This is a genomic window from Streptomyces chengmaiensis (assembly GCF_029846775.1).
GTDB classification, from domain to species: Bacteria; Actinomycetota; Actinomycetes; order Streptomycetales; family Streptomycetaceae; genus Streptomyces; species Streptomyces chengmaiensis.
Map to the genome: position 1 here is coordinate 35,082 of NZ_JARWBG010000034.1, position 23,410 is coordinate 58,491.

Genomic DNA, 23,410 nt, shown 5'->3' on the forward strand with positions numbered 1-23,410 from the left:
CTCACCGCTCAGCTGCAGCCACTGGTGGACCCGCAGCCCTCGCAGATGTAGCAGGAGCCGGCCCGCTGCATCTTCGTGCCGCACGAGAAGCACAGCGGCGCATCCGCGCTGACGCCCAGCTGCATCTCGACCAGCTCCGCCGAGGTGTGCGCCTCCTTGGGAGCCGGCGCCTCACCGCGGGGGCCGCTGACGGACTTCAGCGTCTCCTGCTGGCGCGGAGCGGACTGGGCCAGCCCCTCCACGTCCATCTCGTCATCGTCCAGAGCAGGCTCGTAGGAACCGGTCTCCAGGTGGCGCTGGCGCTCCTCGGCCGAGTGGATGCCGAGCGCCGACCGCGTCTCGAAGGGCAGGAAGTCCAGCGCGAGACGGCGGAAGATGTAGTCCACGATGGACTGGGCCATCCGCACGTCCGGGTCGTCCGTCATGCCGGCCGGCTCGAAGCGCATGTTGGTGAACTTCGACACGTACGTCTCCAGGGGGACGCCGTACTGCAGACCGACCGAGACGGCGATGGAGAAGGCGTCCATCATGCCCGCGAGGGTCGACCCCTGCTTCGACATCTTCAGGAAGACCTCGCCGAGGCCGTCGTCCGGGTAGGAGTTGGCGGTCATATAGCCCTCGGCGCCGCCCACCGTGAAGGAGGTGGTGATGCCGGGACGGCCCTTGGGGAGGCGCTTGCGGACCGGGCGGTACTCGACGACCTTCTCGACGGCCGAGCGGATCGTCTCCTCGCTCTTCTCCGCGACCGCCTCGACCTCCTTCTCCTTGGTCTTGGCGGACAGCGGCTGGCCGACCTTGCAGTTGTCGCGGTAGATGGCGAGCGCCTTGACGCCCATCTTCCACGCCTCGAAGTAGATCTCCTCGACCTCCTCGACGGTCGCCGACTCCGGCATGTTGACCGTCTTGGACAGGGCGCCGGAGATCCACGGCTGGATCGCGGCCATCATCCGGACATGGCCCATCGGGGAGATGGCGCGCTCGCCCATGGCGCAGTCGAAGACCTCGTAGTGCTGGGGCTTCAGTCCCGGAGCGTCGATCACATTGCCGTGCTCGGCGATATGGGCGACGATCGCCTCGATCTGCTCCGGCTGGTAGCCGAGGCGGCGCAGGGCCTGCGGCACCGTGCCGTTCACGATCTGCATCGAGCCGCCGCCGACCAGCTTCTTGAACTTGACCAGTGCGAGGTCGGGCTCGAGACCGGTGGTGTCGCAGGACATCGCAAGACCGATGGTGCCGGTCGGGGCGATGACGGACGCCTGCGAGTTGCGGAAACCGTTCTTCTCTCCGAGGCGGACCACGTCCTGCCAGGCCTCGGTCGCAGCGGCCCAGACCGGGGTGTCCAGGTCGTCCATGCGCTTGGCCTGCGCGTTGGCGTCGGCGTGCTGCTTCATCACGCGCTTGTGGGCGGTGGCGTTGCGGGCGTAGCCGTCGTACGCCCCGACGACTGCGGCCAGCTCGGCGGAGCGCTTGTACGAGGTGCCCGTCATCAGGGAGGTGATCGCCCCGGCCAGGGCACGGCCGCCGTCGGAGTCGTACGCATGGCCCGTGGCCATCAGCAGGGCGCCGAGGTTGGCGTAGCCGATGCCGAGCTGGCGGAAGGCGCGGGTGTTCTCGCCGATCTTCTGGGTGGGGAAGTCGGCGAAGCAGATGGAGACGTCCATCGCGGTGATCACCAGCTCGACGACCTTGGCGAAGCGCTCGCAGTCGAACGACTGGTTGCCCTCGCCGTCGTCCTTGAGGAACTTCATCAGGTTCAGCGAGGCGAGGTTGCACGAGGTGTTGTCCAGGTGCATGTACTCGCTGCACGGGTTCGAGCCGTTGATGCGGCCGGACTCCGGGCAGGTGTGCCAGCGGTTGATGGTGTCGTCGTACTGGATGCCGGGGTCGGCGCAGGCCCAGGCGGCCTCGGCCATCTTGCGGAAGAGCGCCTTGGCGTCGACCTCTTCGATGACCTCTCCGGACAGCCGGGAGGTGAGACCGAACTTCCCGCCGGACTCCACGGCCTTCATGAACGTGTCGTTCACCCGGACCGAGTTGTTGGCGTTCTGGTACTGGACGGACGTGATGTCGTCGCCGCCCAGGTCCATGTCGAAGCCCGCGTCGCGCAGCGCGCGGATCTTCTCCTCTTCCTTGACCTTGGTCTCGATGAAGCCCTCGATGTCGGGGTGGTCGACGTCGAGGATCACCATCTTGGCCGCGCGGCGCGTGGCGCCGCCCGACTTGATCGTCCCGGCGGAGGCGTCGGCGCCGCGCATAAACGACACCGGACCGGAGGCGTTGCCTCCGGAGGAGAGGAGCTCCTTGGAAGAGCGGATGCGGGAGAGGTTCAGGCCGGCGCCGGAGCCGCCCTTGAAGATCATGCCCTCTTCCTTGTACCAGTCGAGGATCGACTCCATGGAGTCGTCGACGGACAGGATGAAGCAGGCGGAGACCTGCTGCGGCTGGGGCGTGCCGACGTTGAACCACACCGGGGAGTTGAAGCTGAAGATCTGGTGCAGGAGGGCGTACGCCAGCTCGTGCTCGAAGATCTCGGCATCGGCGGGCGAGGCGAAGTAGCCGTGGTCCTCGCCGGCCTTGCGGTAGGTCTTCACGATCCGGTCGACCAGCTGCTTGAGGCCGGTCTCCCGCTGCGGGGTGCCGATGGCCCCGCGGAAGTACTTGCTGGTGACGATGTTGACCGCGTTCACCGACCAGAAGTCGGGGAACTCGACGCCACGCTGCTCGAAGTTGACCGAGCCGTCGCGCCAGTTGGTCATGACGACGTCACGGCGCTCCCAGACCACCTCGTCGTACGGGTGTACGCCGGGGGTGGTGTGGACGCGCTCGATACGCAGGCCCTTGCTCGCCTTGGATCCCTTGGAACGGGACCCCCGCGCCGGGCCGCTCGTCGTCTCTGTCATGCCGCCTCCCATATACGGGCAAAAACGCCCTGAAGTGCCCAGATCTTCCCAGGACACATATCTGTCTCTTGCCGCGGACGCCGCGCTCAGCACCGCCCGTGACACGTTGTGCGCCGCTCCGGCCGATCGCCGGGCGGCCGCCGCCGCCGCATGCCCCGGCCGACAACGGCCGCGGCCGCTCAGTCGGCGGACGCGGCGGGGGCCGGAACCTCCAGGGGTTCGCCTGCCCCGCTCTCCTTTACGGGCGGCCGCTGCTCGCGGAGCTCCGCGATGGCGGCCTCGAAGTCGTCCAGCGAGTCGAAAGCCCGGTAGACGGAAGCGAAACGCAGGTACGCGACGAGGTCGAGTTCCTGCAGGGGGCCGAGTATCGCCAGACCCACGTCGTGGGTGGTCAGCTCGGCGCTGCCGGTGGCGCGCACCGCCTCCTCGACCCGCTGGCCGAGCTGGGCGAGGGCGTCCTCGGTGACCGGTCTCCCCTGGCATGCCTTGCGGACACCGGAGATGACCTTGGTACGGCTGAAGGGCTCGGTGACGCCGGAGCGCTTGATCACCATCAGTGAGGCGGTCTCCACCGTGGTGAAGCGGCGGGAGCAGTCGGGACACTGACGGCGTCTGCGGATCGACGTGCCGTCGTCCGTGGTGCGGCTGTCGACGACACGGCTGTCCGGGTGCCTGCAGAAGGGGCAGTGCATGGCTCCCAACCCTCCCTCACAAGCACGATGAAATGGCCTCGCCAGGGCGGTCAGAGCCCTTCGAAGCAGCCCCCAGCATAGGCGATGACCCATCCTGAACCACAACTTGTGGGCTGCCGGGATAACTCAACCACTACATCTAGGGCTTGGTCGAGCTTCGCACACACATCGCGTGTCATGGGAGCACGGGGTTCGCGACCGGTCACACGACGCCGCGCGGAGGCGGTTCAGGGGTACGCCGGATCCACCGGAGGCCGGCCATGAGGGTAGCGGGCGGCGCACTGCTGCACCGACTCAGGGGGGACGGATGTCAGACTGGGACCAGCCCCTGGGCCGGGCCGGCGATGGCCGTCACAGTCCGTATCGGCGCCGCGGGCCACCGTGACGGCCGGAGCAAGCCGCGCGAGCCGATCGTTCGCACATACACCCAGCGAGGCGTTTACGTCAGCCAATCTGCGATTTTTCACTCGAACGTGTGTTTGGCGCAACCTTTCGAAACCAACTACCGTTGTCCAGCTAGGGAGACCATTCGAGAGGGGCCGACGTGACCACCACCGCAGACAGTGCCGCCATCACTGCCCAGGACCGCTCCCAGACCCGATACGAGCCGGTGCATGCCATGAACGACGCCACCACGCCCCCGGAGGGGACGGAACCGCCACGACCTGCACGTTCGCTGCCCGGTCGACCTCCAGGCATCCGCGCCGACAGCTCCGGCCTCACCGATCGGCAGCGCCGTGTGATCGAGGTGATCCGTGACTCCGTGCAGCGCCGCGGATACCCACCGTCGATGCGGGAGATCGGCCAGGCAGTGGGACTGTCCAGCACCTCGTCGGTCGCCCACCAGCTGATGGCACTGGAGCGGAAGGGCTTCCTCCGCCGGGATCCGCACCGCCCCCGGGCCTATGAGGTACGGGGCTCCGACCAGCCCAGCACGCAGCCCACCGACACCACGGGCAAGCCCGCCGCCTCCTATGTGCCGCTCGTCGGCCGAATCGCGGCCGGCGGTCCGATCCTCGCCGAGGAATCGGTGGAGGATGTCTTCCCGCTCCCCCGCCAGCTCGTCGGCGACGGTGAGCTCTTCGTCCTGAAGGTCGTCGGCGACTCCATGATCGAAGCGGCGATCTGCGACGGCGACTGGGTCACCGTCCGCCGCCAGCCCGTCGCGGAGAACGGCGACATCGTGGCCGCCATGCTGGAAGGCGAAGCCACGGTCAAGCGCTTCAAGCGGGAGAACGGCCATGTGTGGCTGCTCCCGCACAACGCCGCCTACCAGCCCATCCCCGGCGACGACGCCACCATCCTCGGCAAGGTCGTCGCCGTGCTTCGGCGCGTGTGACCACCCGCCGAGCCCTCGACCGGGCCCCGGGACCCACTGCGCCGGTCCCGGGGCCCAGCTGTTGGCGCGCACAGCCGTGCGGCCTCCCCGCGGCAGCCGCACAAGGAGACCTACGCGCCATCCGCCTTCGCAGCGGCGTCGATCGCCGCCAACGAGCGCCGCACCTGATTGCGGTCCACCGTGTACCAGAAGTCGGGCAGTGAATCCCGCAGAAAGCTGCCGTACCGGGCTGTCGCCAACCGCTGGTCGAGCACCGCGACGACGCCCCGGTCGCCCGTGGCCCGCACCAGACGGCCGGCCCCCTGCGCCATCAGCAGCGCCGCATGGGTCGCGGCCACCGCCATGAACCCATTGCCGCCCGCCTCCTCCACGGCCCTCTGACGGGCGCTCATCAACGGGTCGTCGGGGCGCGGGAAGGGGATCTTGTCCATCACCACCAGCTGGCAGCTCGCACCCGGGACGTCCACGCCCTGCCACAGCGACAACGTGCCGAACAGACAGGTCTGAGGGTCCGCGGCGAAGTTCTTGATCAGCTCTCCGAGGGTCTCCTCCCCCTGGAGCAGGATCGGGAACTCCGCAATCCGCGTCCGCAGTTCCTCGGCCGCGGCCTGGGCCGCCCGCATCGAGGAGAACAGGCCCAACGTGCGGCCGCCGGCCGCCTGGATGAGCTCCGTCAGCTCATCCAGCATGTCACCGCGCTCCCCGTCACGCGCCGGCCGCGCCAGGTGTCTTGCGACATAGAGAATGCCCTGCTTCGGATAGTCGAAGGGAGAGCCGACGTCCACACCCTTCCACTGGGGGACGTCCTCCCCCTCGGTGCCCTCCGGAGCCAGCCCGAGCGACGCCCCGACACCGTTGAAATCCCCGCCGATCTTCAGCGTGGCGGAGGTCAGCACCACCGAACGTTCCGCGAAGAGCTTGTCGCGCAGCAGCCCGGAGACGGACAGGGGCGCCACGCGCAGGGAGGCGCCGAAGCGGTCATGGCGCTCGTACCAGACGACGTCGTACTCGGAACCCTGGGTGATGCGCTCCGACACATCGTGAATGGTCTCCACCGCTGCCAGGGCCTGCTTGCGCACCGCGTCCTCGTCCTGCACCGACTGGTCGCGGGTCGCACCGAGGGCGGAGATGACCGCGCGGGCCGCGTCGCGCAGCGCCGACAGGGTATAGCCGAGGTCCTCGGGGATCTGTTCCAGACGACCCGGCAGGGCCAGCTCCATCAGCCGCTCGAAGCCCTCCGCGGCCGTCTGGAGCTGGTCGGCGATCTTCTCGTTGACGAGCTTCGCCGCGCGCCGCACCGCCCGGTTGACCTGGCCCGGGGTGAGCTCGCCGGTCGCGACGCCGGTCACCCGGGAGACCAGTTCATGCGCCTCGTCGACGATCAGCACGTCGTGCTGCGGAAGCACCGGCGCGCCCTCGATCGCGTCGATGGCGAGCAGGGCGTGGTTGGTGACGATGACCTCGGCGAGCTTGGCTCGCTCCCGCGCCGCCTCGGCGAAGCACTCCGCCCCGTAAGCGCACTTCGACGCGCCCAGGCATTCACGGGAGGAGACCGACACCTGCGACCACGCCCGGTCGGAGACACCGGGGGTGAGGTCGTCGCGGTCCCCGGTCTCCGTCTCGTCCGACCAGTCGCGCACCCTCAGCAGATCCTGGCCCAGCCTGCTCGTCGGCGCGGCCGACTCGAAGACGTCGAACAGCCCCTCCTCCTCGTCCTGCGGCGCGCCTTCGTGCAGCCGGTGCAGACACAGATAGTTGGAGCGGCCCTTGAGCATGGCGAAATCGGGACGGCGGCGCAGCAGCGGGTGCAGCGCATCGACCGTGCGGGGCAGATCCCGCTCGACGAGCTGGCGCTGGAGTGCCAGCGTCGCCGTGGCCACCACCACTTTCTCTCCGTGGGCGAGCGCCGGTACGAGGTAGCCCAGCGACTTGCCGGTGCCGGTGCCCGCCTGGACCAGCAGATGGGAGCCGTCGTCGACGGCTTCCGCAACGGCGTCGGCCATAGCCGCCTGGCCTGGGCGCTCCGTGCCGCCGACGGCGGTGACGGCGGCGTGGAGGAGCTCGGAGAGGGATGGCTTCGTCATAGGCCGTCCACCCTACGGTGCGGCGCCGACAGCCCGGTCGGGGAGCACGCTCCGAGCGTCGGGAACCGGCCCGTCAGCACGCGGCGAGAGGGTTGGGGACGGTGCCGTGCACTGCGGCGTGCGGGCGCAGCGCGCGGTCCCGGTATCCGTCCAGGTGGAGCCGGTTGCGGTTGAGGCAGAGCCGATCGATACGCGGGGTGAGCAGGTCGAACAGTTCGTAGCGCTCCTTGAGCTCCGGAAAGCGCGCCTGGTGGCGGAGGATCTCGGCCCGTACAAGGGAGAAGAAGGCGTCCTCCGGCACCCCGAGCTGCTCCTCGCACAGGGGCGCGAGAAAACGGAAGACCCCGACGAACAGCCCGGAGTGGATGAACTGGGTGAGGAACCCCGGCTCTTCGGTGAGCAGGGTGCGCCGGACCTCGTCGGGCATCGCGTCGTGCTCCGGCAGCGGCTGGGCGCTGACGTTGACGTCGTCGACGAAGTCCTTGATCGCAAGCCGGACCGGTGTCTCCCGGTCGTCGAAGACGACGATGGCGTTCTCGCCGTGCGGGGAGAAGACGGTGCCGTAGCGGTAGAGGAAGTGCAGCAGCGGGGGCAGCATGGCGGCGAAGAGCCGCTGCAGCCAGACGGCGGGGGCGAGTCCGGAGCGTTCGACGAGCTCCGCGGCGAAGGCGCGCCCCTGTGGGTCGGTGTGCAGCAGGGAGGCGAGGGTCCTGGCGCGCTCACCGGGGGCGAGCTGCGGCTGGAGCGGCTCGCGCCAGATGGCTCCCAGCAGTTCCTTGTACTGATAGGGCACTTCGGGGAGATGGTCGTACAGCGGGTGCTCGACGGTGACCGAGGCGACTTCGCCGAGCAGGATCACTCCGCAGGCGTCGCGGAGGAAAGGGTCGGCGTCGCGCAGGCCGTGGACCCAGGCGGTCACTGCGGGTGCGGCCATGGTGCGCTCGGTGGGCAGCCCGCGCCACACCAGGGTGTTGAGGATCGACAGCGGCAGCTTGACGGTGTGCCGGTCGAGCCGGTCGGCGTTGACGAAGGTGCGGATCGACTGCTGCGGCAGCCGCCGGTCCCCGTCCGCGGGCAGCGGGACGATGTCGCCCGCCGCGATGGCGGGGGCGAACAGGGGCAGCAGCACATCGTCCCACTGCCAGGGGTGGACGGGCAGATACAGGTAGGCGTCCGGGTCGCGGCCCGCCGCGCGCAGCTCGGCGGCGAAGCAGCTGCGGACGGACGGGTCCAGTTCATGTGCATAGAGGTTCTCGGGGGCGGCGAGCCGGGGGACTCCGCGGTAGACGCCGATGCGGCGGCTGACCGCGATCCACGGCAGCCGGGCGGGGGTGCGGGCCTCGGGCGACCAGCGGGCGGTGTCGGTGGCGGAGAAGCCGATCCGGCCCTTGTTCAGGACCAGCCACGGGTGGCCGGTCTGATGGCCCTCGATGTCGGCGTACTCGAGTTCGGCGAGTTCGGCGGCTCGGAGGGCTCCGTGGTCGAGCCGGGTGTCGGAGAGGAGGGTGGTGGTGAGCTCCCTCAGGAGGTGGCCGAGGGTGGCGCCGTCGAGGGCGAGGAGGGTGCGGGCGCGGGCGAGGAAGGCGAGCGGGTCGGTGAAGGGGCTGCCGGCCTCGGTGATGGAGCGCGGGTCGACGCGCCAGCTGTCGTAGACGCCGCGGCGGGCGCGGAAGGTGAGGGTCGCGCCGTCGTCCAGGGTGAGGCTGTACCGGTCGGCGCGGTCGGCCGCGGGGACGGGTTCGATGATCTCCTCATAGGCGAATTCGCCGAGCATCTTGGCGAGCAGACGGCGTGCCGCCCGTTCCCAGGCCTGCTGGTTCAGGCCGGGCGGGGCGTACAGGGCCGTGGGCGGCTGCGGGACTGCGGCGGGCTCAAACGCGGGGGCCGGGGCGGCCGCGGGAGCCGCGTGCGGTGGCGGCGCGGAGCCGGCGGCATCAGCGGAGTCATGGGTGGCTGAGGTCTTCGGCACGGGGACTCCTCGGGTGGATAGCCGATGCGGGCGAGCGGGGGTATGCCGGATACGGGGGTCAGCGGGTCGTTCACAGCAGATGGCGCAGGGCTCGGTCGCGGATCATCAGTGCGGCTCGCTTGTCGGGAAGGTCGACTTCCGCGGAGTAGCGGAATCCGGCGCTCAGGAAGGCGGAGACGGAGGGGGTGTTGCGCAGGTCGGGCTCCGCGATGACGCGGGTGCAGCGCGGCCGTTGGTCGAGGATGTGGTCGGCGACGGCGTTGAGCAGGGTCGAGCCGATGCCCCGGCCGCGGTCGGCGACGCCTCCGATGAGCAGGTGGATGCCGGTGTCGTGCGGCCGGGCCGGATAGTGGCGGGCGAGCGGGTCGAGATCGGCGCGGTAGATCTCGAAGTAGCTCATGGCGATGGAGTCGAGGACTCCGAGGCAGGGGATGCTGCGCCCGTCGCCGTCGAGTTGGCCGCGCAGATGGGCCGCGGTGACAAAGTCGGGTCCCGCCAGCTCCCAGAAGGAGGCCACGGCGGGGTCGTTCATCCAGCGGGTGATCAGCGGCAGGTCGCGCTCCATGCGTACGGGGACGAGCTGGAACCGCCCGGCCGGGGTGGTGACGGGTCCCCATGCGGCCGGGGAGTCCAGCAGGTCCGCGGAGGCGGTGCCGGGGTCGGTCCGTGAGGGCACGGAGGCGAGTTCGTCCTCGCGGAACAGCGTGAGCAGTTCGCCGGAGAGCCGTAGGTCCAGGGTGTCGTCAGCGCCGTCGCCGAGCCGGGGGCCGGGACCGGGGCCGGCGCCGGTGCTCGCATCGGTGGGAGGCACGGTTGGCTCTCCTTGTGTCGCGTTGGGGGCCCCGGCCTGGCGGCGCCGGGGTTCTTCCTTCAGGAGCGGAGTGGGTTGGCGATGGTGACGTAGACCGACTGGGTGTCTACGGGGCCGATGAGTTCGTCGAGCCCGTGCAACCGGGTGAGCAGATTGGCTTTGGAGCGCAGCGTGGGCGCGTCGAGGAGCAGCGCGGGCAGAGGTGAGCCCAGGTCCGCGGCGGAGGCGAGGAACTGGCGGAAGGCGGCGAGGAGCACCCGCTCGTCGGCGAGGCGCTGTGCGCCGAACGCCCCAATGAGGCCGAGGACGTTGTTGATGCCCAGGTAGTAGGCGAAGCGCTCGTCGGTGACGGTGTCGGAGACGAAGGTGTCGCTGTCCTGGCCGACGCCGGGCAGCCGCCGGTCGAGGTCGGCGCGACGGGATTCGCGGAAGTAGTAGCCCTGGTTGTCGCGGTAGCGGCCGCCGACGGGCCAGCCGTCGGGGTCGAGGAGCACCAGGGTGTTCTGCTGGTGGGCTTCGAGGGCGATGCCGGCGACGCCGTCCAGCCAGAGCACCGGGCGCACCACCTGGTCGAGGTAGCGCAGGAACCACTCGGCGGCGACGGCGCTGACGGGCCGGCCGGTGCGTGCGGAGAGGGTCCGCACGGTGGCGGCGATCCGGGAGTGCATGCCCGCTTTCCCCGGCCAGGGCCGGGGAGCGGTCAGGCCCGCGATGCAGACGGCGTCGTCCCCGGGCCCGAAGGGGTTGTGGCGCAGCAGTACGTCGAATCCGGGGAGGGGCCGGCCCTCTCCGGTGTCGACGGCCAGCCAGGCGGGGTCGCGCACGATGTCAAAGCCGGGGTGCTCGGCACGCCACTGCTCGGCGAGGCCGGCGCGGAGCAGCCGGTGGACTTCGACGCCGCGGTGGAGTTCCTTGCGGAGGTTCTCACGGCGGGAGTTGGTGATCCGGACCCCGAGCGAGAGTTTGAGCATGGCGGCGACGCCGGGCCGGTGGACGGTGCGCACGGAGGATGTGGGGTGCCAGGGCTCGCCGTGGGGGCCCAGGTCGTGCAGCAGACCGGCGTCCAGGAGCGCGGCGACGGCGGGGCGGTGGGGCAGGTCGCGGGCCTGCCAGGGGTGCAGCGGGAGGGGGACGGTGTCCTCCGGGTGGGGCAGTTCATCGCTGAGTCGGCGGACGAGTTGCTCGGCGGGGACGCTGCGGCCGCCTTCCGTCCAGGCGGATGCGCAGGCCAGGACGGATCGGTCGACGGCCATCCAGTGGAGCGGGAAGGAGCCGTGCAGCTCGGGTGAGTAGCGGCGGACTTCGGTGTCGGAGAGTCCTTCACGGCTTTTGGGGGTGGGGTGCAGGGGGTGGCCGAGCAGCAGCGACTGCTCGGCGGTGAGGAAGAAGTCCGCGGCGGGCTGCGGGGCGGGGCTGACCCTGCGGTCGGCGATGAACTCCGCCGTACGGCGTACGGAGTCGGCGACCCGGCCCACCAGGTCGACGCCGCCTTCGCGCCGGCCGGACTCGCGTCCGAGGAGGGCGGCGAGGGTGACGGCGTCCACGGGCGGGGCGTCCCGGGGGCCGCCTTCGAAGACGGGCGGGTCGAAACGGTGCCAGCCGGCGGGGGACCAGTAGCGGACGGGGACGAGGAGCGCGCCGACGCTCGCCTTCAGCGGGATGCGCAGGGCGGGGCCCTCGGGATGGGCGAGGTCGTTCTCCCGTACCCAGCAGCGCAGGAGGTTCTCGACTCCGGCGGCGTCGGCCGCGCGGTGCGGGTCCGGGTGGTCGAGCGGATCGTCCGCGGTGACGGCGGGGTGGGCGGCCGGGGCGCTCTCGGCGGAGGGGCCGGTGGAGGGCAGGCAGTCGTCTGCGTGGCCTCCCGACTGCTGCCGGGGGACCGTCACCGTCTCGACGGCAAGATGTCCGCGGAGCCTGTTCGCCCCTGTGGCGCGGGCGGCGGAGCGGCCGTCGGGCTCGGGCGCATCGGGCGAGGGAGTGGAGTTCACGGGTCTTCCTTGTGCTGTCGCGTGCGATGTCGGCCGGGGTCAGTACGGCTGCCCGCTGTCGGAGCTCGGCGGGGAGGGGTGTGGTGCGGTACGGCCTGCCGGGTAGGTGCGGCCGACCGCGGCGTGGCGCGTGGTCGCGGTGGTTTTCTCGGCGGCGGCCAGGGCGTCGGCGAAGCGGTCGAGGACGGCCGCCGCCTGTTCGTCGGTGAGGGTGAGGGGAGGCAGCAGACGGACGACGCTGGAGTGCCGTCCGCCCAGTTCGACGATGAGTCCGCGTCGCAGGCACTCCCGCTGCACGGCGGCGGCGAGGGCGGGTGCGGGCGGCGGGGCGACCGCGTCGGCAGCGGGGGCGTCCAGGTCGACCAGCTCGACGCCGATCATGAGCCCGCGGCCGCGGACGTCCCCCATGCCGGGGTGGGCGGCACAGAGCCCCTGGAGCTGGCTGAGCATCCGGGCGCCGAGTGTGGCGGCGCGGTCGGCGAGGCGGTTCTCGCGGACGAAGGCGAGGGTGGCGGCGCCAGCGGCCATGGCGAGCTGATTGCCGCGGAAGGTCCCTGCGTGGGCGCCTGGCGGCCAGGCGTCGAGCCCCGAGCGGTAGACGATCACGGCGAGCGGCAGCGAACCGCCGATCGCCTTGGAGAGCACCATCACATCGGGGACGACACCGCTGTGTTCGACGGCCCAGAAGGCGCCGGTGCGGGCGACGCCCGTCTGGACCTCGTCGGCGATCAGGGGGATGGAGCGGGCTGCCGTGAGGGCGCGCATCCGCCGCATCCAGTCGTCCGGGGCGGGGATGACCCCGCCCTCTCCCTGGACCGGTTCGAGGATCATGCCGGCGGGGGCGGGCACGCCCCCCTTGGGGTCGTCGAGGAGGTGCTCGGCCCAGCGGGCGGCCATTTCGGCCCCGCGGTCGCCGCCGATGCCGAAGGGGCAGCGGTAGCCGTGTGGAAACGGCAGCCTCGTCACCCGCACGTCGGTGGCTCCGCCCGAGGCGTCGAGCGCCCCGGCGGTCATGCCGTGGTAGGCGCCGGTGAAGGCGAGCAGCCCCTCGCGGCCGGTCGCGGTGCGCACGAGTTTGAGCGCTGCCTCGACGGCGTCCGTGCCCGCGGGGCCGCAGAACTGGATGCGTGCGTCGTCGGCGAGTTGACGCGGCAGCGTGGCGAACAGCTCGGTGGTGAAGGCGTCCTTGACGGGGGTGGCGAGGTCCAGGACGTGCAGCGGGGCGCCGGAGTCCAGGACCTTCTTGATCGCTTCGAGGACGACTGGGTGGTTGTGGCCCAGTGCCAGACTGCCGGCCCCTGACAGGCAGTCGAGGTAGCGGCGTCCGTCCGCGCCTTCGATGGTCAGCCCCCTGGCCCGGACGGGGACGATGGGCAGCGACCGGGCATAGGTGCGGGCGGCGGACTCTCGCAGCGACTGCCTGCGCAGAATCCCCTCGTGTGCCGCGGGGGGCGCGGCAGGGGCGGGTTCGGTCACGGACACGGCTGTTCGTCCTCCTGCGTTGACAGATGCGCCGCCCCGACGTGGCGCCGGCACGCCCGGGCGACGGGGGTGGAGGGTGAACTCCCATTCCCCCGTACGTGCTAACGACAGAGGGGCTCGGGGATCACGGGTCATCCGAAGATCATTCGAAGATCCTTCGAAGATCTCGCACGGGCGGGCCGGAACCGCGGACCTGCTGCGTGCCGTCCCTGTCGGCACCGGCATAGTGGGGGGCCGCGTCCCGACCGTGAACACATCGGCCGGGATGCACCTGTGCCCGTTCGACGGTGAACGCAGTGAACAGATTTCTGACGTCCGTTCTGAAGTCCCAGGGGGATCACGAGATGCGACCCATTCGCCCGACGCTGGCGGCGGTCTCCACGGCCGCCGTGCTGGCGCTGACCGCTGCCGCGTGCGGTCCGAGCGAAGATGCGGCAGGCGACAAGCCCGGCGCGCCGGCGAGCCAGTCCGCCGACCAGAAGATCACGATCCCTGACGACCTCAAGGACAAGCTCAAGGAGCACGGGATCGATCTGGACAAGTGGAAGAACGGCGAGTGGAAGAACTGGGACAGGGACACCTGGCTGCGAGAGGCCAAGGACTTCGTCAACCCGATCATCGAGGACCTGTGGGACCCGGACCGGATGCGTGAGGCCGACCCGCTGCCGGAGGAGCCCGTAGAGGACGACATCTCCGACGACCAGGGCGTGACCGACCCGACGCCGGAGCCGGTGGACGCGCGTTTGGTGAAGGCTCCGTACCACGCCGGTGAGCCCGAGGCGGGCAAGCTCTTCTTCGACGGCCCGAAGGGCTCCATGGTCTGCTCGGCCACCGTCGTCAAGGACCCGGCCAACCCCGGCAAGTCCAACATGGTGTGGACCGCGGGCCACTGCGTCCACGCGGGCAAGGAGGGCGGCTGGTACCGCAACATCGCCTTCGTGCCGTCCTACAACGACGGCGCCAAGCCCACGGCCCAGCTGGAGCAGACGCCCAAGGAGGAGATCGCTCCGTACGGCGTCTGGTGGGGTGACTGGGCGCAGACCTCCGAGCAGTGGATCTCCGGCGGCGCGACGACCGGCGGACAGGGCGCGCCGTACGACTTCGCGGTGATCCATGTGACGCCGGAGAAGGGCGGCGACGGCAAGTCGCTGGAGGAGACGGTCGGTTCGGCGCTGCCCGTGGACTTCGACGCGCCGACGGCCCCGGACATCGCCGCCATGACCGCGACCGGCTACCCGGCGGCGCCGCCCTTCGACGGCCAGCGCATGTACCAGTGCTCCGACAAGCCGGGCCGGCTGTCGATCAAGGCGGACGAGCCGACGATGTACCGCATCGGCTGCACCATGACGGGCGGTTCGTCCGGCGGCGGCTGGGTCGCCGAGGGCCGTGACGGCAAGCCGGCGCTGGTGTCCAACACCTCCATCGGCCCGGTGACGGCCGGCTGGCTGGCGGGGCCTCGTCTGGGCAAGGAGGCCCGGGGCGTCTACACGGCCGTCAGCGAGAAGTTCGCGGGCCGGTAGGCCCCGGGCCCGTCCAGCGGTCAGCAGTCAGCAGTCAGCAGTCAGCAGTCAGCAGTCAGCAGTCAGAGGCCAGCAGGTCCACCGCCGCGGCGGAAGGCCCGCGCTCCCGGGAACGAGAGCGCGGGCCTTCCCCGTACGGCAGTAGCGCCCGGCAGGCAGCCGGCGCGCCGGGCTCGTCAGCCGGCCACCGGGACGTACGGGGCCAGCGCCGCGGCCAGCTCCTCGTGCACACGGGCCTTGAGCAGCGTGCCCTCCGTGGTGTGCTCCTCGGAGATCACCTCGCCGTCGGCATGCACCCGCGAGACCAGTGCGCCCTGGGTGTACGGCAGCAGCACCTCGATCTCGACCTGCGGCCGCGGCAGCTCGGCGTCGATCAGCGCCAGCAGCTCGCCGATGCCCTCGCCCGTCCGTGCGGAGACCGCGATCGCATGCCGCTCGACGCGCAGCAGCCGCTGCAGCACGAGCGGATCCGCCGCGTCCGCCTTGTTGATCACCACGATCTCGGGCACGTCCACCGCGCCGACATCGCCGATCACCTCGCGCACGGAAGCGAGCTGCTCTTCTGGGGTCGGATGCGATCCGTCCACCACATGCAGGATGAGATCGGAGTCGCCGACCTCCTCCATGGTGGAGCGGAACGCCTCGACCAGGTGGTGCGGCAGATGCCGGACGAATCCCACGGTGTCGGCCAGCGTGTAGAGCCGGCCGCTGGGCGTCTCCGCCCGCCGCACGGTCGGGTCGAGGGTGGCGAACAGTGCGTTCTCCACCAGGACGCCCGCGCCCGTGAGCCGGTTGAGCAGCGAGGACTTCCCGGCGTTGGTGTATCCGGCGATGGCGACCGACGGCACCTTGTTGCGGCGCCGCTCCTGCCGCTTGATCTCCCGGCCGGTCTTCATCTCCGCGATCTCCCGGCGCATCTTCGCCATCTTCTCGCGGATCCGCCGCCGGTCCGTCTCGATCTTGGTCTCACCGGGGCCGCGGGTGGCCATGCCCCCGCTGCCGCCGCCGCCCATCTGCCGGGACAGCGACTGACCCCAGCCGCGCAGCCTGGGCAGCATGTACTGCATCTGCGCGAGGGCGACCTGCGCCTTGCCCTCTCGGGACTTGGCGTGCTGGGCGAAGATGTCCAGGATCAGGGCGGTGCGGTCGACCACCTTGACCTTGACGACGTCCTCAAGGTGGATCAGCTGGCCAGGGCTCAGCTCACCGTCGCACACCACGGTGTCGGCGCCGGACTCCAGCACGATGTCGCGCAGCTCCTGCGCCTTGCCCGAGCCGATGTACGTGGCCGGGTCCGGCTTGTCGCGGCGCTGGATGACACCGTCGAGCACCACTGCGCCCGCCGTCTCGGCGAGGGCCGCGAGCTCCGCGAGGGAGTTCTCCGCGTCCTGCACGGTCCCCGAGGTCCATACGCCGACGAGTACCACGCGCTCCAGGCGCAGCTGCCGGTACTCGACCTCGGTGACGTCTTCGAGCTCGGTGGAGAGGCCGGCGACGCGGCGCAGTGCGGCGCGGTCGGAGCGGTCGAACTGGTCGCCGTCCCGGTCTCCGTCGATCTCGTGGCTCCAGGCGACGTCCTCTTCCATCAGGGCATCGGCCCGAAGGCTCTCGGCACGACGGCCGCCGCTGGGCTTCCGTGCGAAGCGCGGCTCGTCCTGGGAAGGGGATGAAGAGGAGGTCATTGGATCCTTACGTCGATGGGAGTGATGGCGACTGTCGTCGTCGTTGTGTCCGTCACAACGTGTGACATGGCCGGATGATTCCCGGGCGGCCCCGGGCTCCCCGGGGGCGGTGCCCGCCGGGCACGGCCGCGTCGCCGGCATGTCGATGGTCCCACGCCGCCGCGGGGTGCGTCACCCGGGTTTCAGTGCGCTGCCGGGAGGGCGTCGGCGGGTTGCCGGGCGCCGGTGGCGGGCCCGGTCTTCCAGTCGGGGTGGCCGGGCATGGGCGGAGTGCGCTTGCCGTACAGCCAGTCCTGGAAGAAGCGCGAGAGGTCGCGTCCGGCGATGTCGGAGGCGAGCGAGGTGAAGTCCGCGGTGCTCGCCGTGGAGTCGCGGTGGGCGCGCACCCACTCCCGCTGCAGCCGGTCGAAGGCGGCCGCGCCGATCTCCTGCCGCAGCGCGTAGAGCACCAGGGCGCTCCCGTCGTACACGATGGGGCGGAAGAGGCTGAGCTTCTGCCCTGGGGCGGCCGGTTTGGGTGCGGCAGGCGGTCCTCCGTCGGCCCGCCATGCGTCGGACTGCGTGTACGCGTGGCGCATGCGCCGCTCCAGGGTGTAGCCCTCGTGCTCCTCCGCGTACAGGGATTCGTACCAGGTGGCGTGGCCTTCGCTGAGCCAGAGGTCGGACCAGCGGCGGAGTGAGACGCTGTTGCCGAACCACTGGTGCGCCAGCTCGTGCACCATGATCGAGTCGACATACCACTCGGGATGTCCGGGTTCTGTGAAGAGCCCGCGCTCGAACAAGGACAGCGTCTGCGTCTCCAGCTCGAATCCGGTGCGGGCGTCGGCGATCAGCACCCCGTAGGTCTCGAAGGGGTACGGGCCGACTCTCTTCTCCATCCAGGCCAGTTGTGCGGGGGTCTTGTCGAGCCAGGGTTCCAGCTTCCGGGCGTCCGCGGCGGGCACGACGTCCCGCAGCGGGAGCCCGCGCGGTCCCGTGCGCTTCAGGACGGCGGAGCGGCCGATGGAGACCTGCGCCAGCTCCGTGGCCATGGGGTGGCCGCCGCGGTACGACCAGGTGATGTGGTCGCCGGCGCCCGTTCGCGCCGTACGCACTCCGTTGGCCACCGCGGTCAGCTCCTTGGGGGCGGTGATGCGGATGGTGAAGTACGCCTTGTCCGCTGGGTGGTCGTTGCAGGGGAAGACGCGGTGGGCGGCGTCGGCCTGGTTGGCCATGGCCAGTCCGTCGCCGGTGCGCACCCAGCCTCCTGCGTTCTTGTCTCCCCGGGGGTCGCTGGTGTGGTCGACGGCGATGCGCAGCCGCTGCCCGGGGGTGAGGGGCACGGCGGGTTCGACGACCAGGTCCTCGCCCGCGGCGGCGAATTCGGCGGGGGCGCCGTTGACCCTGACGCTGCGGACGGTCCCATGGGTGAAGTCGAGGTTGATGCGGTCCAGCGGCTGCGTCGCCCAGGCGTCGATCTTGGTGATGGCGTCGAGCGGCTCGGCGTTGTCGCCGTGGTACGTGAGGGCGATGTCGTACGCGACCACGTCGTAGCCGGGGTTGCCGAGGCCGGGAAAGAGCGGGTCCCCGATGCCGAGGGGTGCGCGCTCGGGCAGCGCCGCGGCGACGAGGGCGGCCGAGGCGGCGGTCAGCAGGGCGACGCGCAGACGGCGGCGGGCCGACGGCCGACGGGACGGCGGTGAGGTGTGCGGCATGCCTTACGGCTATCAGCGCACGGATGGCGGCAGGACGCGGCGCGCGTCATGCCACCCGAACGGGTCGGCTGTCCGAACCCGGTCGGCCCGCATCGGGGCGGCGGGAGTCCGGGCGACCCGCACCCGTCCGCCCGAACGGCTCAGCGTGGACCGGTCATTGCGCACGCGGGCGCGGTGCGCACCGGTCGGTGCGCCGCGTCGGCAGACGCCGTTTCAGCCGGTCGCCGCGGGGTGCCGGGCGCGGCTGACGTCGTAGACGCCGGGTACGTCGCGCATGGCGCGCATCAGCGCGGGAAGGCCCGCCGCGTCGGGGAGTTGCAGGGTGTACGTGTGCCGCACGCGCTGCTGCGCGGGCGGTTCGACGGTGGCGGAGACGATCGCCGCGCCTTCTGCGGCGATGGCTTCGGTGAGGTCGGCCAGCAGCCGGGGCCGTCCGAAGGACTCGGCGACGAGCGTGACGCGGCATTCGGCGGCGTCTTTCCAGCGCACGGGGAGGGGTGCGCGGCCGAGGGCCGTCATCCGGGTGACGGCGGGGCACTCCTCGCGGTGGACGGTGACGAACCCGCCGCGTACCGCGAAGCCGGTGACGGCGTCGGGCGGGACGGGTGTGCAGCAGCCGGCGAGACGCACGCCGGCGTGGGCGCGGCCGCCGGGGTTGCGGGGGCCGGGGTTCCCGGAGTCAGGGTTCCCGGAGTCAGGGTCCCCGATGTCGTCCAGCAGCTCGACGACCGCGTTCGCGGCCGCCGGTCGGTCGGCGGTCAGGGGCGCCGGTCTGCGGGGCGCGGCCGCGGGGATCTTCACCCCTTCGGGGTGCGCGTCGAGCCAGCTGCTGATCGCGATGCGCGCGGCCGGGGTGCGGGCGTGGTCGAGCCACTCGGGCGAGGGGCCGGAGGCGGCCGCGTCCTGCGCGAGCAGCACATGGACTGTGTCGCCGTCGCGCAGCACGGTGCTGAGGGTGGCGAGCCGGCCGTTGACCCGGGCTCCGATGCAGGCGTGGGCCTGGGTGCCGTACTGCGCGTACGCCGCGTCCACGCAGGTGGCTCCGGCCGGGAGACCGAGGGCGCCGCCGTCGGCGCGGAAGACGGTGATCTCGCGGTCCTGGGCGAGATCGGCGCGGAGCGAGGTCCAGAAGGCATCCGGGTCGGGGGTGGCTCGTTGCCAGGTGAGGAGGCGGCAGAGCCAGCCGGGACGGGTCGGGTCGGCACGCTCGCCGTCGGCCGCGGACTCCCCCGTCGTCTCGCCGGGTGCGTAGGGGTTCCCGAGGGCGACGACGCCGGCTTCGGCGACCGTGTGCATCCGCTGGGTGCGGATGAGGACTTCGGCGACCGCGCCGTCGGGGCGGGCGACGGCCGTGTGCAGCGACTGGTAGAGGTTGAACTTGGGCGCCGCGATGAAGTCCTTGAACTCCGAGATGACGGGGGTGAAGCAGGTGTGCAGCTCACCGAGGACGGCGTAGCAGTCGGCGTCGTCGGAGACGAGCACGAGCAGTCGGCCGAAGTCGGTGCCGCGCAGCTCGCCCCGTTTACGGCGGACGCGGTGCACGGAGACGAAGTGCCGTGGACGGACGAGGACTTCGGCGGCGATTCCGGCATCCTTGAGGACGGTTCTGAACTCCTCCGCGATGGCTTCGAGGGCGTCGCCCGCGGTGGCGTTGTCGGCGATGAGGGTGCGGGTGCGCTCGTACTCCTGCGGGTGGAGGATCGCGAAGACCAGGTCCTCCAGCTCGGTCTTGAGGGCCTGGACGCCGAGCCGCTCCGCCAGCGGGATCAGCACGTCGCGGGTGACTCCGGCGATCCTGGCCTGCTTCTCGGGGCGCATCACCCCGAGGGTGCGCATGTTGTGCAGCCGGTCGGCGAGCTTGATCGACATCACGCGGACGTCGTTGCCGGTGGCGACGAGCATCTTGCGGAAGGTCTCGGGTTCGGCGGCCGCCCCGTAGTCGACCTTCTCCAGCTTGGTGACGCCGTCGACGAGATAGCCGACCTCCGCGCCGAATTCGGAGTGCACCTGGTCGAGCGTCACCTCGGTGTCCTCGACGGTGTCATGGAGGAGTGAGGCGGTCAGGGTGGTGGTCTCCGCGCCCAGTTCGGCGAGGATCAGGGTGACGGCCAGCGGATGGGTGATGTAGGGCTCGCCGCTCTTGCGGAACTGTCCGCGGTGAGAGGACTCGGCGAGGACGTAGGCCCTGCGCAGAACGGAGAGGTCGGCGTCCGGGTGGTGGGCGCGGTGGGCTTCCGCGACATGCCCGATGGCGTCGGGAAGCCGGTCGCGCGCGGCGGGCCCGAGCACGGCGGCCCGGCCCAGCCTGCGGAGGTCGATGCGGGGACGGCCGCGCCTGCGGCTATGGGCGCCAGGGTTGGCGGCCTCTGCACTCATGGGGCACCTCCGGCAGCATTCGACCGGCAGTGGGCGGCGGTGTGCCCTCCGGGCCGGTGCTTGATGCTACCGAGCCCACCACGTGGCGCAGTCCGGCTCTCGCCGAGCGTGAACCGGATCACCCATTCGAGCGAAGGTCTATGCGATCTCGGTTTGGATGCGGCAGACCGGGCTGCTATTGCGGCGGAGTGAGGAGCGCGGGATCGAGGCTGCCCTCGGCGATGATCACCGCGGGGCCCGTCATCTCGATCTCGCCGTCCGGAAGCTCGGTGATCAGCAGACGGCCGCCGGGGAGGTCCACGGTGTAGGTGACGGGGGCGCCCGTGACGGCCGGGTCGAGGCCGTCGCGGCGGGCGGCCGCCACGGCGACGGCGCACGCGCCGGTGCCGCAGGAGCGGGTCTCGCCGGAGCCGCGCTCATGGACCCGCATGGCCACATGGCGTTCGCCCCGGTCGGCGACGAATTCGACGTTGACGCCGTCCGGGTAGACGGAGGACGGGGTGTACGCGGGGGCCGACCGCAGGTCGCCGGCGTGGTCGAGGTCGTCGACGAAGGCGACCGCGTGGGGATTGCCCATGTTCACGTTGCGGGTGGGCCAGCGGTGGCCGCCGACGGCGACCGTGACGCCCTCCTCGGGGAGCCGGGCCCGGCCCATGGAGATCGTGACGTCGCCGTCCTTGGCGAGGTGGACCCGCTTGACGCCGCCTCGGGTGGCGACGGCGAGTTCCCCGGCCGCTGCGTGGCCGGCGCGCTGCAGATAGCGGGCGAAGACCCGAACGCCGTTGCCGCACATCTCGGCGATCGAGCCGTCGGCGTTGCGGTAGTCCATGAACCACTCGGCTTCGCCGGCCATTGCCCGCGCCTCGGGGTGGGCCGCGGACTTCACGACGTGCAGCAGTCCGTCGCCGCCGACGCCGGCGCGCCGGTCGCAGATCCGGGCGACGGCCCAGGCCGGCAGTTCGATCTCATTGGCCGGGTCGGGAACGATCACGAAGTCGTTCTCGGTGCCGTGGCCCTTGAGGAAGGGGAGGGGCGCGGGGTACAGGGCAGTCACGCGGACCATCGTACGGGGCGGCGCGGCGCTGCACGGAGGGCCCTGGACGCTACGCCGACGCCGCCGGACACGGGTCGCCCGGGAACGGAAGCTGACCCGTCGGGGACCGCCTCAGCGGAGGCGGGCGACACGCCAGACGGCCAGGGCGACCAGGGCCGCGGCCACGCAGACGTACAGGGCGAGGACGCGCCAGTCGGGGCGCTCGCCGGAGCCGCGGGGCGGCAGGCCCGGCCAGGTGTGACCGACCTTGCGCGCCGCCATCACCCCCCACCCGGCGGCGCAGCAGCTGATCAGCAGCCCGAGCATGGCGACGACCGCGCCTCCGTCGCCGCTGCCGAAGGCGAGGGGGAAGGCGAACATCAGGGAGCCGAGCGCGGCGAGCATCACGATCGGGGCGAGCTGCCAGATCCGCAGCCGCCGCTGGGGCCGCAGCTCCACCTCTACCTCGTCGGCGATCAGATCCTGCTCGTCGGGGCCGTCCGGGCTGAGCCGCGGCCCGGTGTCCGCGTCGCCGCCCGTGCGCTCCAGACCGTCCACGCCGTCCATCCCGCGGTCCGCATGGTGGACGTCCAGCGCGCGGTCCACGCTGTCCGTGTCACCGGCACGGGTCGCCGCGTCACGGCGCTGCTGCTCGGTGTCGCGAGGGCCGGCCTCCATCGCCACGCGCCCTCCCAACTCGGACTCCACTGGTCGATCGATGCTTGATGATGGCACGCTTGCGGGCGCCGAACTGACGGGCGGCGCGTCCCGATGCCATCACGTGATCAGGCTGTAATCGCCCGTTCGACCAACGTCAGCGCCCGGTGCGGAAGTTCCGTCCGGCTGTCGGCTGCCCCGCTCAGCCAGTGGACGCGCGGGTCGCGGCGGAACCAGGAGTCCTGACGCCGCGCAAAGCGCTTGGTGGCGCGCACCGTCTCCGCGCGCGCCTCCTGGTCCGTGCACTCCCCCGCGAGCGCGGCGAGCACCTGCTGGTAGCCGAGGGCGCGCGAGGCCGTACGCCCGCCACGCAGCCCCTGCTGCTCCAGGGCGCGCACCTCGTCGACGAGCCCCGCCTCCCACATCCGGTCCACGCGGCGGGCGATGCGTTCGTCCAGCTCGGGACGGGCCACGTCGACGCCGATCTGGATGTTGTCGTAGACGGCCTCGTGGCCGGGGAGATTGGCGGTGAAGGGCCGGCCTGTGATCTCGATGACCTCGAGGGCGCGCACGATGCGGCGGCCGTTGCCGGGCAGGATGGCCCCGGCCGCCTCGGGGTCGGCTGCGGCCAGGCGGGCGTGCAGCGCTCCGGAGCCCAGGTCGGCGAGCTCCTTCTCGAGCCGGGCGCGCACCTCGGGGTCGGTCCCGGGGAACTCCAGTGCGTCGAGCGCCCCGCGTACGTACAGCCCGGAGCCGCCGACGAGGACGGGGGTGCGGCCTTCGGCGAGCAACCGGTCGATCTCCGCACGAGCCAGTCTCTGGTACTCGGCGACGCTGGCCGTCACGGTGACGTCCCAGACGTCGAGGAGCCGGTGCGGGACTCCGCCGCGCTCCTCGACCGTCAGCTTGGCGGTGCCGATGTCCATCCCCCGGTAGAGCTGCATGGAGTCGGCGTTGACCACCTCTCCGTTCAGCTGCTGCGCGAGGAATACCCCCAGATCGGACTTTCCGGCCGCGGTGGGGCCGACGACGGCGATGACCCGCGGCGCGGGAACTGCACTTCTCACCGCCCCAGTCTCGCAAACTCCCCGACTGTCCCCGAACGAGCGAGGTGACGGCACGGGTGCGGGTTCGTTTCCTGTTGCGAGGTTCCGCACGCCGGTTTTCGACCGACGCCTGAGGG

At 71.3% G+C, this 23,410-nt stretch carries 15 protein-coding genes; 2 read left to right on the plus strand and 13 right to left on the minus strand.

The features are described from left to right. Nucleotides 1-8 precede the first annotated feature (8 nt). A complete protein-coding gene (locus QCN29_RS24870) occupies nucleotides 9-2,900 on the minus strand; it encodes a vitamin B12-dependent ribonucleotide reductase (RefSeq protein WP_279930920.1) in 2,892 nt (963 codons plus the stop codon). A gap of 179 nt (nucleotides 2,901-3,079) precedes the next feature. Then, complete coding sequence (gene nrdR / locus QCN29_RS24875) at nucleotides 3,080-3,592, minus strand: transcriptional regulator NrdR (RefSeq protein WP_240137888.1); 513 nt, start codon at nucleotides 3,590-3,592, stop codon at nucleotides 3,080-3,082. A gap of 544 nt (nucleotides 3,593-4,136) precedes the next feature. On the opposite strand from nrdR, the gene lexA reads away from it, so the two are divergent. After that, the gene (gene lexA, locus QCN29_RS24880) at nucleotides 4,137-4,931 is read left to right on the plus strand and encodes a transcriptional repressor LexA (RefSeq protein WP_240137889.1); all 795 of its coding nucleotides are present in this window, start codon (nucleotides 4,137-4,139) and stop codon (nucleotides 4,929-4,931) included. A 110-nt stretch (nucleotides 4,932-5,041) separates the two neighbouring features. Here lexA and QCN29_RS24885 read toward each other — a convergent pair whose 3' ends face one another. The 5 genes from QCN29_RS24885 to QCN29_RS24905 form a co-directional block, all read right to left on the minus strand. Beyond that, nucleotides 5,042-7,015: an ATP-dependent DNA helicase gene (locus QCN29_RS24885; protein ID WP_279930922.1), complete on the minus strand. Its 1,974-nt coding sequence runs from the start codon at nucleotides 7,013-7,015 to the stop codon at nucleotides 5,042-5,044. A gap of 73 nt (nucleotides 7,016-7,088) precedes the next feature. Further along, complete coding sequence (locus QCN29_RS24890) at nucleotides 7,089-8,984, minus strand: IucA/IucC family protein (RefSeq protein WP_398859889.1); 1,896 nt, start codon at nucleotides 8,982-8,984, stop codon at nucleotides 7,089-7,091. 70 nt (nucleotides 8,985-9,054) lie between these two features. Next, entirely contained in the window at nucleotides 9,055-9,795 is a 741-nt protein-coding gene (locus QCN29_RS24895; RefSeq protein WP_279930923.1) for a GNAT family N-acetyltransferase, read from the minus strand. 59 nt (nucleotides 9,796-9,854) lie between these two features. Beyond that, nucleotides 9,855-11,783 (minus strand): IucA/IucC family protein, encoded by a 1,929-nt coding sequence (locus QCN29_RS24900; protein WP_279930925.1) that lies wholly within the window; start codon nucleotides 11,781-11,783, stop codon nucleotides 9,855-9,857. A 39-nt stretch (nucleotides 11,784-11,822) separates the two neighbouring features. Continuing rightward, nucleotides 11,823-13,265 carry a diaminobutyrate--2-oxoglutarate transaminase family protein gene (locus QCN29_RS24905; protein ID WP_279930926.1) on the minus strand — a complete coding sequence of 481 codons (1,443 nt, stop codon included), beginning with the start codon at nucleotides 13,263-13,265 and terminating at the stop codon, nucleotides 11,823-11,825. A 344-nt stretch (nucleotides 13,266-13,609) separates the two neighbouring features. On the opposite strand from QCN29_RS24905, the gene QCN29_RS24910 reads away from it, so the two are divergent. After that, on the plus strand, nucleotides 13,610-14,785 hold the full coding sequence (locus QCN29_RS24910) for a trypsin-like serine peptidase (protein ID WP_279930927.1): 1,176 nt from the start codon (nucleotides 13,610-13,612) through the stop codon (nucleotides 14,783-14,785). A gap of 176 nt (nucleotides 14,786-14,961) precedes the next feature. Here QCN29_RS24910 and hflX read toward each other — a convergent pair whose 3' ends face one another. The 6 genes from hflX to miaA all read right to left on the minus strand — a co-directional run bounded on the left by hflX (nucleotide 14,962) and on the right by miaA (nucleotide 23,294). Further along, the gene (hflX, locus tag QCN29_RS24915; RefSeq protein WP_279930928.1) at nucleotides 14,962-16,467 is read right to left on the minus strand and encodes a GTPase HflX; all 1,506 of its coding nucleotides are present in this window, start codon (nucleotides 16,465-16,467) and stop codon (nucleotides 14,962-14,964) included. Between the two features lie 182 nt (nucleotides 16,468-16,649). After that, nucleotides 16,650-18,161: a M1 family metallopeptidase gene (locus QCN29_RS24920; protein ID WP_279930929.1), complete on the minus strand. Its 1,512-nt coding sequence runs from the start codon at nucleotides 18,159-18,161 to the stop codon at nucleotides 16,650-16,652. Nucleotides 18,162-18,374: 213 nt separating this feature from the next. Beyond that, the gene (locus QCN29_RS24925) at nucleotides 18,375-20,537 is read right to left on the minus strand and encodes a RelA/SpoT family protein (protein WP_279930930.1); all 2,163 of its coding nucleotides are present in this window, start codon (nucleotides 20,535-20,537) and stop codon (nucleotides 18,375-18,377) included. Between the two features lie 175 nt (nucleotides 20,538-20,712). Beyond that, nucleotides 20,713-21,600, minus strand: a complete 888-nt coding sequence (dapF, locus tag QCN29_RS24930) for a diaminopimelate epimerase (protein WP_279930931.1) — start codon at nucleotides 21,598-21,600, stop codon at nucleotides 20,713-20,715. A 102-nt stretch (nucleotides 21,601-21,702) separates the two neighbouring features. Further along, nucleotides 21,703-22,248 (minus strand): hypothetical protein, encoded by a 546-nt coding sequence (locus QCN29_RS24935; RefSeq protein ID WP_279930958.1) that lies wholly within the window; start codon nucleotides 22,246-22,248, stop codon nucleotides 21,703-21,705. Between the two features lie 107 nt (nucleotides 22,249-22,355). Then, nucleotides 22,356-23,294: a tRNA (adenosine(37)-N6)-dimethylallyltransferase MiaA gene (gene miaA, locus QCN29_RS24940; protein ID WP_240137899.1), complete on the minus strand. Its 939-nt coding sequence runs from the start codon at nucleotides 23,292-23,294 to the stop codon at nucleotides 22,356-22,358. Nucleotides 23,295-23,410 lie beyond the last annotated feature (116 nt).

Excerpts from the sequence above, each read along its gene's own strand:
- QCN29_RS24885 (WP_279930922.1), bottom strand. The coding sequence starts at position 7,015 with ATGACGAAGCCATCCCTCTCCGAGCTCCTCCACGCCGCCGTCACCGCC.
- QCN29_RS24870 (WP_279930920.1), bottom strand. The coding sequence starts at position 2,900 with ATGACAGAGACGACGAGCGGCCCGGCGCGGGGGTCCCGTTCCAAGGGA.
- QCN29_RS24935 (WP_279930958.1), bottom strand. The coding sequence starts at position 22,248 with ATGGAGGCCGGCCCTCGCGACACCGAGCAGCAGCGCCGTGACGCGGCG.
- dapF (WP_279930931.1), bottom strand. The coding sequence starts at position 21,600 with ATGGTCCGCGTGACTGCCCTGTACCCCGCGCCCCTCCCCTTCCTCAAG.
- QCN29_RS24920 (WP_279930929.1), bottom strand. The coding sequence starts at position 18,161 with ATGCCGCACACCTCACCGCCGTCCCGTCGGCCGTCGGCCCGCCGCCGT.
- hflX (WP_279930928.1), bottom strand. The coding sequence starts at position 16,467 with ATGACCTCCTCTTCATCCCCTTCCCAGGACGAGCCGCGCTTCGCACGG.
- QCN29_RS24910 (WP_279930927.1), top strand. The coding sequence starts at position 13,610 with ATGCGACCCATTCGCCCGACGCTGGCGGCGGTCTCCACGGCCGCCGTG.
- nrdR (WP_240137888.1), bottom strand. The coding sequence starts at position 3,592 with ATGCACTGCCCCTTCTGCAGGCACCCGGACAGCCGTGTCGTCGACAGC.
- QCN29_RS24925 (WP_279930930.1), bottom strand. The coding sequence starts at position 20,537 with ATGAGTGCAGAGGCCGCCAACCCTGGCGCCCATAGCCGCAGGCGCGGC.